Annotated in this window: 13 protein-coding genes and 1 tRNA gene; 6 read left to right on the top strand and 8 right to left on the bottom strand. The window is 64.3% G+C overall.

Annotated features, from left to right (window positions below; translation table 11 throughout):
• Positions 1 to 137 precede the first annotated feature (137 nt).
• The 4 genes from carA to gloB all read right to left on the bottom strand — a co-directional run bounded on the left by carA (position 138) and on the right by gloB (position 5761).
• Positions 138 to 1292 carry a glutamine-hydrolyzing carbamoyl-phosphate synthase small subunit gene (gene carA, locus AB3X96_RS16970; RefSeq protein ID WP_368590585.1) on the bottom strand — a complete coding sequence of 385 codons (1155 nt, stop codon included), beginning with the start codon at positions 1290 to 1292 and terminating at the stop codon, positions 138 to 140.
• A 328-nt stretch (positions 1293 to 1620) separates the two neighbouring features.
• A complete protein-coding gene (locus AB3X96_RS16965; RefSeq protein ID WP_368590584.1) occupies positions 1621 to 2862 on the bottom strand; it encodes a nitrate/nitrite transporter in 1242 nt (413 codons plus the stop codon).
• Between the two features lie 264 nt (positions 2863 to 3126).
• On the bottom strand, positions 3127 to 4812 hold the full coding sequence (locus AB3X96_RS16960) for a transglycosylase SLT domain-containing protein (protein ID WP_368590583.1): 1686 nt from the start codon (positions 4810 to 4812) through the stop codon (positions 3127 to 3129).
• Between the two features lie 157 nt (positions 4813 to 4969).
• Positions 4970 to 5761 carry a hydroxyacylglutathione hydrolase gene (gloB, locus tag AB3X96_RS16955; protein ID WP_368590582.1) on the bottom strand — a complete coding sequence of 264 codons (792 nt, stop codon included), beginning with the start codon at positions 5759 to 5761 and terminating at the stop codon, positions 4970 to 4972.
• A gap of 18 nt (positions 5762 to 5779) precedes the next feature.
• Between gloB and AB3X96_RS16950 the strand changes: the two genes are divergently transcribed.
• The 5 genes from AB3X96_RS16950 (at position 5780) to AB3X96_RS16930 (ending at position 10429) form a co-directional block, all read left to right on the top strand.
• Positions 5780 to 6661, top strand: a complete 882-nt coding sequence (locus AB3X96_RS16950; protein ID WP_368590581.1) for a class I SAM-dependent methyltransferase — start codon at positions 5780 to 5782, stop codon at positions 6659 to 6661.
• Entirely contained in the window at positions 6658 to 7104 is a 447-nt protein-coding gene (rnhA, locus tag AB3X96_RS16945; RefSeq protein WP_176105530.1) for a ribonuclease HI, read from the top strand. Before AB3X96_RS16950 ends, rnhA begins: the two co-directional genes overlap by 4 nt.
• An 83-nt stretch (positions 7105 to 7187) precedes the next feature.
• On the top strand, positions 7188 to 7922 hold the full coding sequence (gene dnaQ, locus AB3X96_RS16940; RefSeq protein WP_176366081.1) for a DNA polymerase III subunit epsilon: 735 nt from the start codon (positions 7188 to 7190) through the stop codon (positions 7920 to 7922).
• Between the two features lie 48 nt (positions 7923 to 7970).
• Positions 7971 to 8045, top strand: a tRNA-Val gene (locus tag AB3X96_RS16935).
• A 509-nt stretch (positions 8046 to 8554) separates the two neighbouring features.
• Positions 8555 to 10429 carry an ABC transporter ATP-binding protein gene (locus AB3X96_RS16930; protein ID WP_368590580.1) on the top strand — a complete coding sequence of 625 codons (1875 nt, stop codon included), beginning with the start codon at positions 8555 to 8557 and terminating at the stop codon, positions 10427 to 10429.
• Between the two features lie 77 nt (positions 10430 to 10506).
• On the opposite strand, the gene AB3X96_RS16925 is transcribed toward AB3X96_RS16930, so the two are convergent.
• The 3 genes from AB3X96_RS16925 to AB3X96_RS16915 all read right to left on the bottom strand — a co-directional run bounded on the left by AB3X96_RS16925 (position 10507) and on the right by AB3X96_RS16915 (position 13295).
• Entirely contained in the window at positions 10507 to 10971 is a 465-nt protein-coding gene (locus tag AB3X96_RS16925; protein WP_176105484.1) for a DUF2214 family protein, read from the bottom strand.
• A 150-nt stretch (positions 10972 to 11121) separates the two neighbouring features.
• On the bottom strand, positions 11122 to 11976 hold the full coding sequence (locus AB3X96_RS16920; protein ID WP_368590579.1) for a hypothetical protein: 855 nt from the start codon (positions 11974 to 11976) through the stop codon (positions 11122 to 11124).
• Between the two features lie 254 nt (positions 11977 to 12230).
• The gene (locus tag AB3X96_RS16915) at positions 12231 to 13295 is read right to left on the bottom strand and encodes a glycosyltransferase family 4 protein (protein WP_368590578.1); all 1065 of its coding nucleotides are present in this window, start codon (positions 13293 to 13295) and stop codon (positions 12231 to 12233) included.
• 696 nt (positions 13296 to 13991) lie between these two features.
• Between AB3X96_RS16915 and AB3X96_RS16910 the strand changes: the two genes are divergently transcribed.
• The gene (locus AB3X96_RS16910) at positions 13992 to 15827 is read left to right on the top strand and encodes an ABC transporter ATP-binding protein (protein ID WP_176105481.1); all 1836 of its coding nucleotides are present in this window, start codon (positions 13992 to 13994) and stop codon (positions 15825 to 15827) included.
• 85 nt (positions 15828 to 15912) lie between these two features.
• On the opposite strand, the gene otsA is transcribed toward AB3X96_RS16910, so the two are convergent.
• On the bottom strand, positions 15913 to 17391 hold the full coding sequence (otsA, locus tag AB3X96_RS16905; RefSeq protein WP_368590577.1) for an alpha,alpha-trehalose-phosphate synthase (UDP-forming): 1479 nt from the start codon (positions 17389 to 17391) through the stop codon (positions 15913 to 15915).
• Positions 17392 to 17435: the final 44 nt, after the last annotated feature.

Here is a 17435-nt window from a genome sequence, read left to right as displayed (position 1 = left end):
TCCGTCGGCGCGCGCCGTTTTCACGTTGCGCACGCTGTTTGCGGCGCGCCCGCCGCATCGTGCCGCGGGGCGCCGCGGCCGCCGCGAGCCGCTTTCGTTTCCGTCTCGGGCTGGCTTTACGGCCGGCCTTTAGTGCTTCAAGCCGCTGCGCTCTTGCCGCTCTTCTGCGCGTTCATCAACGCGGTGAAGCGATCGAACAGATACGCGATGTCGTTCGGACCGGGCGACGCTTCCGGGTGGCCCTGGAAGCAAAACGCCGGCTTGTCGGTCAGCGCAAAGCCCTGCAGCGTGCCGTCGAACAACGATACGTGGGTCACGCGCGCGTTGGCGGGCAGTGTGTCGGCATCGACCGCGAAGCCGTGGTTCTGCGACGTGATCACCACGCGGCCGTCTTCGAGATCCTTGACTGGGTGATTCGCGCCGTGGTGGCCGGTCTTCATCTTCATCGTCTTTGCGCCGACCGCAAGGCCCATGATCTGGTGGCCAAGGCAAATGCCAAAGGTCGGAATGCCGCGCTCGATGAACTCCTTCGTCGCCGCGATCGCGTAGTCGCACGGCTCCGGGTCGCCGGGGCCGTTCGACAGGAACACGCCGTCCGGGTTGAGCGCGAGCGCGTCGGCGGCGCTCGCTTGCGCCGGCAGCACGGTGACATGGCAGCCGCGCTCGGCCAGCATACGCAGGATGTTCTGCTTGACGCCGTAATCGAATGCGACCACGCGGTACTTCGGCGCCTTCTGCTCGCCGTAGCCCGTGCCCAAGCGCCATTCGGTTTTGGTCCACTCGTAGGTTTCCGGCGTCGACACGACCTTCGCGAGGTCCATGCCGGCGAGGCCCGGGAACGAGCGCGCGAGTTCGATGGCCTTGGCTTCGTCGTCGGACCCAGCGAGGATCGCACCGTTTTGCGCGCCCTTGTCGCGCAGCAGGCGGGTCAGCTTGCGGGTGTCGATGCCGGCGATGGCGACCACGCCTTCGTCCTGCAGATATTGCGGGAGCGTACGCTCCATGCGGAAGTTCGACGCGAGAACCGACAGATCACGGATGATCAGGCCGGCGGCATGGACTTTCGTCGCTTCGACGTCTTCGGCGTTCACGCCGACGTTGCCGATATGCGGGTACGTGAGGGTCACGATCTGGCGCGCGTAGCTCGGGTCAGTCAGGATTTCCTGATAGCCGGTGATGGCGGTGTTGAACACGACTTCGCCGATGGTGTGCCCGGGGGCCCCGATCGAATAACCACGAAAGACCGTGCCGTCGGCGAGCGCGAGAAGAGCGGGAGAAAATGACGGCAACACGGGAGACTCCTTGGGGGAACACCCTGTTGCCACCTGTCTATCCGATTTCGAGCCGCAGCGAAACACATTCTGGATGCGCGCGCAGACTCGCTCGCGAGCTGCCGGTAACGATGCAAGGGGCGCGATGAGTCCCATTGTGTGGACGACTTCGGCTGGGTGCGGGGCCCTTCTTGCTACGCCAATGGCGCGCGGCGGATGAACGGTATGGGGGAGGTAGGCGCTAGGGTGCGGGTTGATAAGCTCAAACCTTGAAATTATAGCCTGAAACCGCCCTTCCTTCCAAATCTGAGATAGGACAAGGACTTGGGGCGGCGCGCCGTGCGGCCGTTCAGGCTTCCTGCTCCGCGCGCATTTCGCCGGACCGGGCAAGCTGCCGTCCCGGCAATGCGTACCAGATTGCGCTCAGCACCTGCAGCGCGACAAGGATTTCCCACGCGCTCAGATGCGCGACCGCCGGATAGTGCCCGCCGCTCGCCGGCCAGTGAGAAAGCACCGCGCCAACGCCGATCTGAAAACCGAAGATCAGCAGAAAAATAATCAGCGTCAGCGTCGTGTTGACCCGGCCGATCATCTGCGGCGGGAAATGTCGCGCCATCACCGCGTAGCTCAGAATGCCAGTGCCACCGAAGATTCCGTACGCGGCCCACAACAGGCTCGCCGGCAATGGCGCATTGAACATGATCAGCATCTGCGTCAGCACGTATAACGCCATGCCGATGCCGCAGAACGCGTACAACGAGAGACCGCGCCGCTCGAGACTACGCGCCGCCGCGCCGAAACCGACGCACCCCGCCATCATCGCGAAGCCGAGAATCGACACGAGCGCCGCCGCCTCGTGCGGTTCGAAGCCTTGTACGTCGCGCAGCCATGCTCCGACCCACAACGACTGCATCGCGTAGAAAACGCCCTGCGTAACGACCGAGAACGACGCGATTTTCCAGAATGCGGCGCTGCGCAGGATATGCCACGTGCCCTTGAACTGCGCAACGAGGCTCGTCTGGCGATGCGTGTCGCGCGCGTCCGGCGCGAGCGTCCATTGCGCGAGCGCGACCACCACCGTCAGCACCCCGAGCCCGGCGCAGACCGAGCGCCAACTGGAGAAGCCGAGCACCCACGTGAGCGGCGAGCCGACCATCACGCCGCCGAAACCGCCGATCGCCATCACGAGCCCGTTCATCAATGGCAAACGCGAGACCGGAAAATGCTGCGCGAGCGCCTTGAACGCGGCGCCGAGGCATACCGAGACGCCGACGCCGATCAGCAGCCGCCCGACCATCATCATGCCGAGACTGTGCGCCGCGCCGAACACCCAGATGCCGAGCGCGGCGAAGAGCAGCGTGACGGCCGTCACGCGACGCGCGCCGAAGTGGTCGAGCAGCACGCCAGCGGGGATCTGCGCTCCCGCGAAGCCGAGGAAATACAGACTCGTCAGCACACCCAGATCGGCGGCTGACAGACCGAGATCGCGCGTGATGAACGGCGCGAAACCAAGATTGACGCCGCGAAACACGTAAGAGACGAAGTAGCCGGCGGAAAAAAGCAGAAAGACGCGCAGTTGGGTCGACGACATAAATCAGGAAGAAAACCTGGAAATGGACCTCAAGAACCTTACCCGAGGTTCCGACGGATCAGGACAGAACGGCGTCCCGCGGCCAACGCGGCCGAAGCACGAACAATAAAGTAAATACGGCAAACCCGCAGGAACCGTCCGCGCAATGAAAAACGCCGTCACCCTGAGGTGACGGCGTTGGATGAACACGGTGCGTGATCGGAGCGCAATCCATGCGCTGCCCCCGCAACGCATGTGGTCACTACCGTGAGAGCCGCTATTGGTCTATTTACCCTTCTTCTTCGCGTTGGCCACGGTCTTCGGGCGGCTCTCAGCCGCGGCCTTCGACGCATTGCCGGGCACCGAGGCCGACACCTTCTCGACCTTGCCCTTGCTGGCAGGCGCCGCCGGTTTGTCACCCTTGCCGCCCGGCTGGGAGACCTTGACGATGGCAGAGTGGCCGCGCCCTTTCTTCTTATCGTAGCGCGAATCGCCGCGTGCGTCTGCGGCATGGACGCCAATCTTCTGCACACTGCCGCCTTGCACATCGGCGGCGATCTTTTCCGGCCCGGGCTCGCTCGGTACCGGCTTGCCGACCGGCACGTGCAGCACGACCACCTGGCCGCGCGAAACCTGATCGCGATGTGTCTTGTTCCATGCCTTCAGCTGACCGACCGACACGCCGTAGCGCAGCGCGATGGCGGCCATCGACTGATTGCGGCGCACGCGGATCAGCATCTTGCGCGTGTCGGGCACGTCGGGTTCCATCGCGAGCACCGCGCTTTCGGCGATGTCGGCGCTGATGTCCTCGTCGTCGTCCGAGCCGCGCGGCACGACGATCGTCGAGCCAGGCTTCAGGCGCATGCCGACCGGAATCTTGTTCACTTCCATCAGCGTGTCTGCGTCGACGCCGATCTTCTGTGCGATCGCCGCGGGTGTCGCCCGTGCGTCGACGGTGTAGGTGGTCCAGGACGACAGCGAGCCCGAGTACGTTTTCAGATTGCGCTCGAACGCGGACGCGTTGTCGAAAGGCAACAGAATCTGCGGCTGCGTCGCGCCGAGAATCACCGGCTTCCTGAACGACGGGTTCAGCGAGCGGAACTCGTCGGTCGACATGTTGGCAAGCCGCGCGGCGACGTCGACGTCGATATCGTGCGAGGTCGTGACCGTCACGAAGTACGGGTGGTTCGGAATCGCCGGCAGCGCGAGCCCGTACACCTGCGGGTTCATCACGAGGTTCTTGACCGCCTGCAGCTTCGGCACGTAGTTGCGCGTTTCGTTCGGCATACGCAGGCTCAGGTAGTCGGTCGGCAGACCCGCCGCCTCGTTGCGCGCGATCGCGCGCTGCACGTTGCCCTCACCCCAGTTGTACGCGGCGAGCGCGAGCTGCCAGTCGCCGAACATATCGTGCAGCTTCGACAGGTAGTCGAGCGCGGCACTGGTCGACGCGAGCACGTCGCGGCGCTCGTCCTGCCACATGTTCTGCTTCAGGTTGTAGGTACGGCCCGTGCCCGGCATGAATTGCCACATGCCCGCCGCCTTGGCGACCGACAAAGCCTGCGGGCTATACGCGGACTCGATGAATGGCAGCAGTGCGAGCTCGGTCGGCATATGGCGCGACTCGAGTTCTTCGACGATGTGATAGAGATATTTCTGCGAGCGCTCGGTCATGCGCTGCACGTAATCGGGGCGTTGCAGATACCAGTTGAGCTGCATGTCCACGAGGTCGCTCTGCAGATCGGGCATCTGGAAGCCACGGCGAATGCGGCCCCACAGATCGGCGTCCTCGCTCGTCAACTGATTGACCGAGCCCTGGTCGACATTGATGGTTTCTTTAGCGGTGGCGTTCTTGCGAAGTGCGTCGGCTACGGCTTGCTGGCTGGCGGGGTTATTGGCGGTATTCGTCGTCGGTCCCTGACTCGCGCACGCGGCGAGTGTCAGGACCAATAACGCGCTTAAGATAAATCGCATGAACGTCTCGGTTTCCACAAGGGCTGGAATTTGCAGCCGATAGTACGAAACGTCAACGTTTCCGTCAATTGGAAAATCAAGAAAAAAATCAACCAAATCTGGGGCTTGGCGAATTTTTCCGATTCATCGCGTGAAGAACTGCCGAATGCGCTCCGGATCAACGGAAGCGGTTCTTCCATTCGCGCATCAAGGTGAAGGCCTTCAGCCTGTCAGAGACCGTTTCGTGCAATTGTGCTTCGAGGTTCGACTGGATCGCCGGCTCGTCTGCGCGCAGGAACGGATTGACCGCGCGCTCGTGCGCGATGGTGGTCGGCAGCGTCGGCTGGTGGCGGGAGCGCAGTTCGTTCGCCCTGTCGCGCCACGCCAGCAGTTCCGCATTGTGCGGCTCGCAAGCGAGCGCGAAGCGGATGTTCGACAGCGTATATTCGTGCGCGCAATGCACTTCGGTTGCGCCGGGCAGCGCGGCGAGCGCATCGAGCGAATTCAGCATCTGCTGCGGCGTGCCTTCGAAAAGGCGCCCGCAACCGCACGCGAACAGTGTGTCGCCGCAAAACACGTGCGGCGTGCCGCGCGTATCGGCCACCTGGAAATAGGCAATGTGTCCGCTGGTGTGGCCGGGCACGTCGAGCACGCTGAATTCGAGTGCGGGTGCCGCGATCGTCACGTGATCACCGCTTTTGAGACGATGCGTAAGGTGCGCGATCGCTTCGCCGGCGGGGCCGTAGACAGGCACGTCCTGGCCGTTCAGCAGGTCGGCCACCCCGCCGACGTGGTCTTGATGATGGTGCGTGAGTAAAATAGCGCTCAGCCGCCAGCCTCGTTGGGCCAGACAGGCGCGCACAGGGGCGGCTTCGCCCGGATCGACGACGACCGCATGGTGTCCGTCGGCAATGACCCAGATGTAATTGTCTTCAAACGCCGGGACCGGCACGTACTCGAGCGCATTCATAGGCGACGCATTTTTAATATGACTGACCGAGCGATTATAGACTGGCCCGCCTGGACCGATTCGCCGCCAGGCCGCTACGTGCTCGACTGGGAGCAAACCCAGCTCGATCGCGTGGTGTCGGACGTGTTCGGCTATCATGCGCTGCAACTCGGCCTGCCGCAGCTCGACGCGTTGCGCGAAAACCGGATGCCGTGCCGCGGCCTCGTGCTCGACGCGGCGAGCGGCGCGAGCGCGCCGTACACGTATCCGCCGGCGGCACGTCGTGGCAGCGCCGGCGGCATCGGCGGCGCGGGCAACCCTGGTGGCGACAATCCCGTCAACGCAGCGCCAGGCGCGCCGGGGCTGCACGCGCCGGCCGGCCGCAGCGCGGTCTGGTGCGACCTGCTCGATCTGCCCTTCGAAGCGCAAAGCGTCGACCTGCTCGTGATGCCGCACACGCTCGAATTCACCAGCGACCCGCATCGGCTGCTGCGCGAAGCCGAACGCGTGCTGGTGCCCGAAGGCCAACTGATCATCCTCGGCTTCAACTCGTTGTCGCTGTGGGGCGTACGGCAATCGATCGGCAAGATGACAGGCCGCCCGTTCGTGCCTTCGGCCGTCGACCTGATCGCGTTCACGCGTCTGAAGGACTGGATCAAGCTGCTCGGCTTCGATCTTGAACGCGGGCGCTTCGGCTGCTATCGTCCGCCGCTCGCGAGTGATCAATGGCTCGCGCGCTACGGCTTCATGGAAGCCGCTGGCGACCGCTGGTGGCCGATTTTCGGCGCAACCTACATGATCAAGGCGATCAAGCGCGTGCGCGGCATGCGTCTCGTCGGGCCGCTCAAAGTGAAAAAGCCCGTGCTCGCGGCAGGCCTCGCGCCCGCCGCCACCCCGAACACACGTAACCACACCGAATGACACCGGACCACATCGACATCTATACCGACGGCGCCTGCAAGGGCAATCCCGGCCCTGGCGGCTGGGGCGCGTTGCTGCGCTTCGGCAACCAGGAAAAAGAACTGTTCGGCGGCGAGGCCAACACGACCAACAATCGCATGGAGCTGATGGGCGTGATTTCCGCGCTCGAGGCGTTGAAGCGCCCTTGCAAGGCGATCGTGCACACCGATTCGCAGTACGTGCAGAAAGGCATCAGCGAGTGGATTCACGGCTGGAAGAAGAAAGGCTGGGTCACCGCGGCGAAGCAGCCGGTCAAGAACGCCGATCTATGGAAGCGGCTCGATGCGCTCGTCGCGCAGCACGAAGTCGAATGGCGCTGGGTGCGCGGCCACAACGGCCACCCGGAGAACGAGCGCGCCGATCAGTTGGCCAATCGCGGCGTGGCGTCGCTCGCCGAAATGTAAGGAGCGTGCGCGCAGCGGCCCAACGACGCGCGCCGCCCTCTTCGCTTTTTTACTGCACTTTTTTCGAAGCAGGCTAATCCGACATGCGTCAACTGATCCTCGACACCGAAACTACCGGCCTGAACGCCCGCGGCGGCGACCGGATTCTCGAACTCGGTTGCGTCGAGCTAGTGAACCGCCGACTGACCGGCAACAACCTGCACTTCTATATCAACCCAGAGCGCGACAGCGATCCGGGCGCGCTCGCGGTGCACGGGCTCACGACGGAATTTCTGAGCGACAAGCCGAAGTTCGCGGAGATAATCGACCAGTTCCGCGACTTCATCCAGGGTGCGGACCTGATCATCCACAACGCGCCATTCGACATCGGCTTTCTCGACGCCGAGTTCGCGCTGCTCGGTCTGCCGCCGGTGAGCACGCACTGCGGCGAGATCATCGACACGCTCGCGCAAGCCAAGCAGATGTTCCCCGGCAAGCGTAATTCGCTCGATGCGCTGTGCGACCGCTTCGGCATCAGCAATGCGCACCGTACGCTGCACGGCGCGCTGCTCGACTCGGAATTGCTCGCCGAGGTCTATCTGGCGATGACGCGGGGCCAGGAAAGCCTCGTCATCGACATGCTCGGCGAAGCGCAGACCGGCGGCGCTACAGATACGCCGCGTGTAGCGCTCGAATCGCTGGAACTGGTCGTGATCACCGCGAGCGACGACGAACGCGCCGCGCACGAAGCCGTGCTCGACGATCTCGACAAGGCGATCAAGGGTGCGAGCGTATGGCGTCTTGAACCCGCGCCAGCAACTGATGAGCAAACTGCTTAAAAAAGACTAGACGAACCCCAAATTCCCTGACATAATTTCGATCTCTTCGGGTGGTTAGCTCAGCGGTAGAGCACTGCCTTCACACGGCAGGGGTCACTGGTTCGATCCCAGTACTACCCACCAGATTCTTGGTGTGTCGATCACCGAAGACAAAAGGGCTTACGCAGCAATGCGTAAGCCCTTTTTCTATTTGCCGGCTCGTGCGCAGCACGAGATTTCACTGGCTGCAGAACCACGTCGTTCCGTAGGTTGGCGAGCACCCCGCACTGTTGCTATATTCGGCAGACGGGCATTCACCCGGTCCGGCTCTGTCCGGTTTTTCCATCTTGAACCATCTCAGGGAGGCGCCACATGTTCGCAGTGTATCGCGCGCTCCCTCGCATGGTCCCACGACCGTCAGCCCGTCCGCCACGACCGCTGCGACCTTAAACGCCGCAGCATCGCAGCAGATGCGCCGCCGCCTCGACAGGCGCGCCGCGTTCACTCCAGACAGTCCGTTGTTCCGTTGCCGTTGTTTGCCGCCGTATTTTTTCGCGCGTTCCCGCGCGCATTCCGGCATCCGCTGGCTGTCTACCCTTTTTCGCTTCTGACTGGAACCTCGGCGCGCTCGTGCGTCGCCGGGTCGAAAGCAAATGGCCAACAAAAAACTCGACTTTCGCGGACAAGCCTTCAAGGATGTCCTCGGCTTCACTTTCCGTCACTGGGCGCAACAGCCGTGGCGCATCGTCGTGATCGCGGCCCTCGCGCTGTTCACGGCGGGCGCGGACATCCTCACGCCGGTCTTCGCCGGACGTCTGGTGGACGCGATCGCGGCCGGTCCGGCGTCGTCGGCGCCCATCTGGCATCACGCGCTCGAGGCCTTCGGCGTGCTCGCCGCGCTCGGCCTGACCGCGACGCTGCTGCGTCAGGGCGTGTACTTCAACATCATCCGCTTCACGCTGAAGATGATGAGCGAGATCGCCGCACGCGCGTTTCATCGCGTGCAGCGCTTTTCGACCGACTGGCACGCGAACAGCTTCGCCGGCTCGACCGTGCGCAAGATCACGCGCGGCATGTGGGCGCTCGACCTGCTGAACGACACGCTGCTGATCGCGTTGCTGCCGTCGCTGGTGATGCTGGTCGGCGCGACGCTGCTGCTCGGTTCGCGCTGGCCGATGATGGGCGTCGTCGTCGGCATCGGCTCGCTGCTGTACATCGGCGTGACAGTGACGGTGTCGCTGGGCTTCGTCGCGCCGTCCGCGCGTCTCGCGAACGCGTGGGACACGCGCATGGGCGGCGCGCTCGCCGATGCGGTCAGCTGCAACGGCGTCGTCAAGGCATTCGGCGCGGAAGCGCGCGAGGAAGCGCGCCTCGGGTACGTGATCGGCAAATGGCGGCAGCGCACGCGCCGCACGTGGGTGCGCGGCACGCTCAACGGCGGCCTCCAGGGCGGCATGCTGGCCGCGATTCAGGCCGCGATTCTCGGCGTTGCGTTGCTGCTGTGGGCACGCGGCGAAGCGAGCGTCGGCGACATCACGTTCGCGTTGACGATGTTCTTCATGCTGCAAGGCTACCTCCGCGACATCGGCATGCACATCCGCAACCTGCAGCGCTCGGTCAACGACATGGAGGAACTGGTGTCGCTCGAAAGCCAGCCGCTCGGCATTGAGGATCGTCCCGGTGCCGGTCCGATCGCGATCCGCAACGGCGAAATCCGCTTCGAGCATGTGTCGTTTCACTATGGCGCGCACAGCCGGCCGCTCTATGACGACTTCTCCATCCGCATCGCGCCGGGCGAGCGCGTCGGGCTGGTCGGTCATTCAGGCTCGGGCAAGACGACCTTCATCAAGCTGATCCAGCGCCTTCACGACATTTCGGGCGGGCGGATCACGATCGACGGCCAGGACATAGCGCAAGTCCAGCAAGCGTCGCTGCGCAGCCAGATCGCGATCGTCCAGCAGGAGCCGGTGCTGTTTCACCGCTCGCTTGCCGAGAACATCGCGTATGGACGGCCCGGCGCGAGCCGCGCCGACATCGAGCGCGCCGCGCGGCTCGCCAGCGCGCATGACTTCATCGCCGCGCTGCCGAACGGCTACGACACGCTGGTCGGCGAACGCGGCATCAAGCTATCGGGCGGCGAGCGTCAACGCGTCGCGATCGCGCGGGCGTTTCTCGCCGACGCGCCGATCCTGATTCTCGACGAAGCCACGTCGAGCCTCGACAGCGAAAGCGAAGTACTGATCCAGCGCGCGATGGAGCGGCTGATGCAGGGGCGCACCACGCTGGTGGTCGCGCACCGGTTGTCGACGGTGCGCGCGCTCGACCGGTTGCTCGTGCTGGACAAGGGCAAGGTGATCGAGGAAGGCAGCCACGTCGCGCTGATCAAACGCGACAACGGCTTGTACCGTCGCTTGTTCGAGCGTCAGGCGCTGGAGTTGATCAAGGGTCTCGGCGAGCCGGAACTCGTGCGCGAGTCGGCAGAGGTCAAGGCCGACCGGGTCGACGATTCTGGCTTGCTGGTCGGCTAGCGCGACGCAGGCCTGCACGAGGCGCAACGCTTGGCGCGCGCCACCAGCCCGTCGCAATGGAAAGAAGGCCTGCCGCGCTACACCGCGCCGGCCGGCAGCCCGATGCCGCGCGCCATTCCCGTCGCCGCAAACACCATCAGAACCAGCAGCACGGTCTGGATCACGCTGAAATGCGCGTAGGAACGCGCCTTCTTCAGATTCGGCGCCGCGCCGCTGCGGATCGACGCCCGCCAGCGCATCAGGCCGAGCATCGTGGGCACTTCGAGGATCAGGATCAGCACCAGCAACGTCATCTTCACGTGAAAGAGCGGTTCGTGCAGGTAGTAGTCGGCGCCCTTCTCATAGCCGCCGAACACGCGCATCAGGCCGGTCACGATCAGCACCAGCGCGGCGATGCCCCAGCGTGAATCGGCACGAAACACCGAACGCAGCGCGGCGGGCACCGATGCGCGACGCAGCGACCACGTGCGTCTGAGAATCGACGCGAGCGCAAAGCCATAAGCGAGCAGATGAAGGGCGGCAAGCAACCAGCGAACCAGCATAGCGACTCCTGCGAAAGACGCGATACGATCGATGAGTGTCCCACTCGCCCGCCGGCAGGCCGGGCGCCTTGATTGCATTATCGACGAAGCTTCGCTTCGGGATGCGTGCAATGGCCACGCGACGTGACCGATAGCACAAAACGTGCAGCGTCAGACCTGGCGCAGCGTCGTATCGAGCGCGCGGGCGGCGACGCGATCGCCTTCGGTCGTCAGCGCGGCGCGGAAAACGGTCTGCCGGTTGTGCCCCGCGGCGGCCGGCGAATCCCACAGCAACTCGACCTTCGGACGTACGCCGAACGTGCTGCGCGCCAGCGAGGGCGCCGCGACCGACGGCATCGGCGCCGCCGACGCACCGGCCTCGCCCGCCGCGCCGAACGCAACTGCGGGCGCGGGCGCCGGCGTCGCGCGCGCATCGGAACCGCTCGCCCAGCGCACCGACAATTCGCGCGCATCGTATTGCCCCACCTTGCGCCGCTCGGCCCACACGACGACGGTGCGCGTCACCGGATCGAGCGAAACCGCATAGCGGCCGATCGCAAAGCGCCGCGCCGCCACATTGGTGCGCCACAACGGCAGCGGCCGGCAGATCCACAAGACGATCGCATACAGCACCGGCGCCGCGACGAGCCAGCCGTTGGTGGCCGCGACCGCCTGCATCGCGCGACGCCAGCCCGCGCTCGCGACGAACGCGCCGACCGACCACAGCGCAAACAGAAACCCGAGGAACGCGAACAGGCGCAGCGCCTGACGCAGCCATTGCGGCAACGGATGGAACGGACGCTCGGCGACGGCGCGCGCGCCGGGCAGGAAGATCAGCAGGAACAGAAAGACGAGGTTGATACATGCCCACGGCGAAGACGCCATCGCGGTCAGCGCGGTGGTCAGCCTCATCTCGGACATCGAGAAAAGCCAGCGGGCGGCGAGCACGAGACCGATGGCGCGCAACGTAAAAATCGTTCCGGCGCCGGGCGCGGCGTTCGCGCGCGTCTCTTTCGTTCTCGCCAAGGCATCCTCCTGTCGTCGGCGGCACCGCAGCCCAATTTGCGGCACGGCAATTATAGGGATATTACCGAGCCTGGCTCGTTCGCGCCGCGCGGAAACCGGTATTTTCATCGGTGCACCGACGAAAAACGCGGCGCGCATGCAACAACGCCCCGCCGGCAACATGCCGGCGGGGCGTTCAGAGCAGCGAAGGAAGCGTGATTCCTGCTGCCGGCGTCTCATCTACCGCGAAACAACCGCGGCGAATCAACCGCCAATCAGCCCGCGTTGACTTCGCGCAGCACCGTGCGATGCTTGCTGCGTAGCAGGTCTTCGTAGACGGCGACGTAGTTCTTCGCCATCACCTTCGACGTGAAGCGTGCTTCGAACGCCTTGCGCACGCCAGCGCGGGGCAGCGTGTGCAGACGCTTGAGCGCAGCGACCGCGCTGATTTCGTCTTCGACGACGAAACCCGACACGCCGTTTTCGATCACTTCCGGCACCGAACCGCGATTGAACGCAATCACCGGCGTACCGCAAGCCATCGCCTCGATCATCACCAGGCCGAACGGCTCCGGCCAGTCGATCGGGAACACCAGCGCATGCGCGTTGCCGAGGAACTCACGCTTTTCGGCTTCGCCGATTTCGCCGATGTACTCGACATGCGGGAGCGCCATCAGCGGCTTGATCACTTCTTCGTAATAGGCACGGTCGGCCTTGTCGATCTTCGCGGCGACCTTGAGCTTCATGCCTGCCTGGCCGGCGATGCGGATCGCGCGGTCGAGACCCTTCTCCGGCGAAACGCGGCCGAGGAATGCGAGGTAGCCTGGTTCGACGTCGGGGATCGGCGTGAGCACGTTTTCCGGCAGACCGTGGTAGACGGTTTGCAGCCAGTTCGCCTGTTGCAGCGGGATGCGCTGGTTGTCGGAAATCGACACGACCGGCACGTCCTTGAACGTATTGAAGATGGGCTGCAGTTCCGGCAGGTCGAGACGGCCGTGCATCGTCGTCAGGAACGGCACCGGCTGACGCGCGAACAGCGAGAACGGGTAGTAGTCGATGTGGAAGTGCAGCACATCGAATTCGTCCGCGCGGCGGCGCACTTCTTCGAGCAGCAGCATGTGCGGCGCCATCACGTCGCGGATCGTCGGGTCGAGGCGCAGCGCCTGCGGCCAGAAAGCTTCGAGCTTCGCCGTGGTTTGCGAATCACCGCTTGCAAACAGCGTGACGTCGTGGCCCTGCTCGACCAGCGCCTCGGTCAGATTGGACACCACGCGTTCCGTACCACCGTACAGCTTGGGAGGAACCGCCTCGTGCAGCGGAGCGATTTGAGCGATTCGCATATTGACGAACTCCTAGTAAAAAATCAGGCAAAGGTACTGCATTTGGAAAAAGCGACTCGCTTGCTCGCCAGGGCAGTCTGGCCGGAGATACCGGCGCGGGCCTGATTCTTTTGAGAAATCCTGCGATGGATCGCTTGGGTCAAGAGCCCAGACAAGTGGATCAGCGTCTGCGCATGTGCGAGTAAACGCGCATGGGGCACCTACGTTGACAAACTGTCAGAAAATTTGCCGGGGCTAACGAGCACGCATTATCGATGCCCGAATTGTCGCCGCACCACAACATTTCAAAGTCTTTACGTTGTTACAAACGCGAAACACTTTGCAAACCCTTGTTTTCAAAGACAGTTCTACAGTGTCCACGAGGTTCGGGGAGGTACGACGTACCAAGCGGTGAACTCTCGCGCATCAAACGTTGCCGGTAGGAATTGCAAAATCGCCACGGCCCGGTTGAATGCAAACTGTAATTATATCTTGAAATTTTCCGCAATCTGCCTGAAGGGCCCGTCGGCTGGCGTGTCGAGACGACGCAGATCGCGGAGGTCTATCGCGAAATCAATCGCGTCAAAGCCCGGATACACAGGGCGCAATCGTCTTTGCATGTTTACAATGCGAAGCATCGGCTTCACGGAGAGCCATGCTTGTCCGTGTGGTCCGCGCATTGCATGCACAACCCGCAACACATCGATCTCAGCTCAATTGGAACACTTGACCATCGCCCAGCGAAACGCCCAGAACGCAAAGCTCGCGAGCTATGCGCACCGGCCGCTTGCGTTTCTCTTCCGCTTTATCCGCCGCCATCCGGTCGCGCACGCGATCGTGCTGTGCAGCGTGTTTGCGGCCGTGGGCTGTGCACTCGCTTCGCAATACGCGATCAAACATCTGATCGACGTGCTCGGCGGTGGCCGCCATCATCCGGGGCCGTTGTGGGGCGCGTTCGCGATCCTCGTCGGCCTGATCGCCGCCGATAACCTGTTATGGCGGCTCGGCGGCTGGTTCGCCGCACACACGTTCGTCGCCGTGACGGGCGATTTGCGGCGCGACCTGTTCCAGTACCTGAGCGGCCATTCGCCGACCTATTACGCCGAAAAGCAGCCCGGCATGCTGGCAAGCCGCATCACCGCGACCTCGAACGCCGTCTACACCGCCGAAAACACCACCGCGTGGAACGTGCTGCCGCCGTGTATCGCCGTGCTCGGCGCGATCGTGATGATCATCTCGGTGAACCCGCTGATGGCCGCCGGCCTGATGCTGTGCTCGGCGATCCTGGCGGTCGTGCTGTACAAGCTCGCGGGCCGCGGCTCCGCGCGTCACCATAATTTTGCGACAAAGGCGGCATCGGTCGACGGCGAGCTCGTCGACGTGATCAGCAACATGGGCCTCGTCCGCGCGTTTGGCATGACGTTCCGCGAACAGCAACGTTTTGCGTCAACGGTCAAGTCGGAAATGGACGCGCGCCAGCAAAGCCTGCTGTACCTGGAAAAGCTGCGTCTGCTGCACGCCGTGATCACCGCGCTGCTGTCGGCCGGCCTGCTCGGCTGGGCGCTGTGGCTGTGGGACCAGGGGCGCGCGACTTCGGGCGACATCGTGCTCGTCAGCTCGCTCGGTTTCACGATCCTGCACGGCACGCGCGATCTCGCGGTCGCGCTCGTCGACGTCACCCAGCACGTCGCGCGACTCGCGGAGGCGGTGCGCACGCTGCTCGAACCGCACGGCATGCCCGATCGCGACGACTCGACCGAACTCGTGCCCCAGGGCGGCCGCGTCACGTTCGACGGCGTCACGTTCGCCTATCCGCGCCGCCGGCCGATCCTCGATCACTTCGACCTCAATATCGAGCCGGGCCAGCGCGTCGGCCTGATCGGCAAGTCGGGCGCCGGCAAATCGACGGTGCTCGCGCTGTTGCAGCGCTTCTACGAAACCCAGGGTGGCGCGATCAAGATCGACGGCCAGGACATCGCGTCGATCACTCAGGACAGCCTGCGCCACGCGATCGCGCTGGTGCCCCAGGACATTTCCCTGTTCCATCGCACGGTGTACGAGAACATCGCGTACGGCCGCCCGGAAGCGAGCCGCGAGGAAGTGCTCGCCGCAGCGCGCGAGGCGCGTTGCGCGGACTTTATCGAAGCGATGCCCGAAGGCTACGACACGATCGTCGGCGACCGCGGCGTGAAGCTGTCGGGCGGCCAGCGCCAGCGCATCGCGATTGCGCGCGCGATTCTGAAAAACGCGCCGATCCTGCTGCTCGACGAAGCCACGTCAGCGCTCGACAGCGCGTCCGAGGAAGCGATCCAGAAGGCGCTCGACCGCCTGATGGTCGGTCGTACCGTGATCGCGATCGCACACCGTCTATCGACGCTGAACAACTTCGACCGGATCATCGTGATGAGCGCCGGAAAGGTCATCGACGACGGCTCGCCGGAAGAACTGCGTCAGCGTCCGGGCCTCTATCGCGACCTGCTCGCCAAGCAGTATGGCAAGGGCCAGACGCTGCATATCGGCGGCAAAAAAGTCGACGAACAGCACGTGGCCTGACGCCACGCAGGGTCCAGGCGCTGCGCGTCGCATGCAAAAAGCCGCTCCAGGGAGCGGCTTTTTGCTGTCTGGCTTCGCGGCTAGCTTAGCCGGTCACGCGCTCGCGCGCAGCCCTCTTCCGCCCGGCGTGACCCGCACCCGTGGCCGCGCGCGCCTTCCCGCTTCTAGCGCGCTTCGCGCCATCGACGCTCTGCAGATCGCGCATGAAGTTATCGCGCCACACCGACACGTTGTTCTCGCGCAGCTGCGCCATCATGTCGCGATAGCGCGCCTGGCGCTCGGCGAGCGGCATGTCGAGCGCCTGCGCCAGCGCCTCCGCCATGCCGTCGATATCGACCGGATTGACGATCAGCGCGCCGTCGAGCTCCTGCGCCGCGCCCGCGAAGCGCGACAGCACCAGCACGCCGGGATTCTCCGGATCCTGCGCCGACACGTATTCCTTCGCGACGAGGTTCATGCCGTCTCGCAACGGCGTCACATAGCCGACGTGCGCGGTGCGGAACAGCGCCGCCAGCACCGAGCGCTCGTATTGCTTGTGGATGTACAGGATCGGCGTCCAGTCCAGCTCGGCGAAACGTCCGTTGATCCGTCCCGACTCGCCTTCGAGCTGCAGCCGGATGTCCTGATACGCGTGCAAGTCGGCGCGCGTCGGCGGCGCGATCTGCAGGAACGACACCTTGTTGCGCTGCGCGGCCGTATGCTCGAGCAGGCGCTCGAACGCGCGGAATCGCTCGACCAGCCCCTTCGAATAATCGAGCCGGTCGACGCTCATGATCAGCTTGCGCGAATGCAGCGTCGCCTTCATCGTGCGCACCGGCTTGCCGCGCTCGCCCGCCTTCGCGAGCTCGGCGATTTCGTCCGGATAGACGCCGATCGGATAGGCCGACGCGCGCAGCGTGCGGCCGAACGCATGCACGGTGAGCGGACCTTTCGGCGACGGGCCGATCGAGCCACCCGCCTCGTTAGTGACGTAGTCGCAGAACGCCCGCAGATCGGGGCCGGTCTGGAAGCCGAGCAGGTCGAACGAACACAGCGCCTCGACGAGCTCGCGATGCGGCGGCACCGTCAGCAGCACCTGCGCGGCCGGAAACGGAATGTGCAGGAAAAAGCCGATGCGGTTCTTCACCCCTGCCGAGCGTAGCGCCTGCGCGAACGGGATCAGGTGATAGTCGTGCACCCAGATCACGTCGTCTTCGCGCAAGAGCGGCACGAGTTGCTGCGCGAGCCACGCGTTGACGCGGCAGTAGCCTTCGAAGTCGTGCCGGTCGTAGTGCAGCAGGTCGGAACGATAGTGGAACGCGGGCCACAGCGTCGCGTTCGAGAAACCGCGGTAGTACTGGTCGTAGTCGCGGCGCATCAACGGGACGGTCGCGAAGGTGACAGGGCCGCGCTCCTCGAGCTTGATCTGCGGCTGGCCGGAGCTGAGCACGTCGCCGCTCCAGCCGAACCACATGCCGCCGGTCTCTTTCAGCGCGTCGTACACGCCGACCGCCAGACCGCCCGCCGCCGGGCCGCCCTCCGAAATGGGCGCCACCCGGTTCGAAACAATGATCAGTCGGCTCATGAAGCGCGATTCCCGATGCAGTATGTTGTTTTTGTTGAACGTCG

Origin of the sequence: Paraburkholderia sp. BR13439 (genome assembly GCF_040948805.1) — a bacterium.
Classification (GTDB): Bacteria; Pseudomonadota; Gammaproteobacteria; order Burkholderiales; family Burkholderiaceae; genus Paraburkholderia; species Paraburkholderia youngii.
This window is presented reverse-complemented; position numbering and strand designations above follow the sequence as displayed.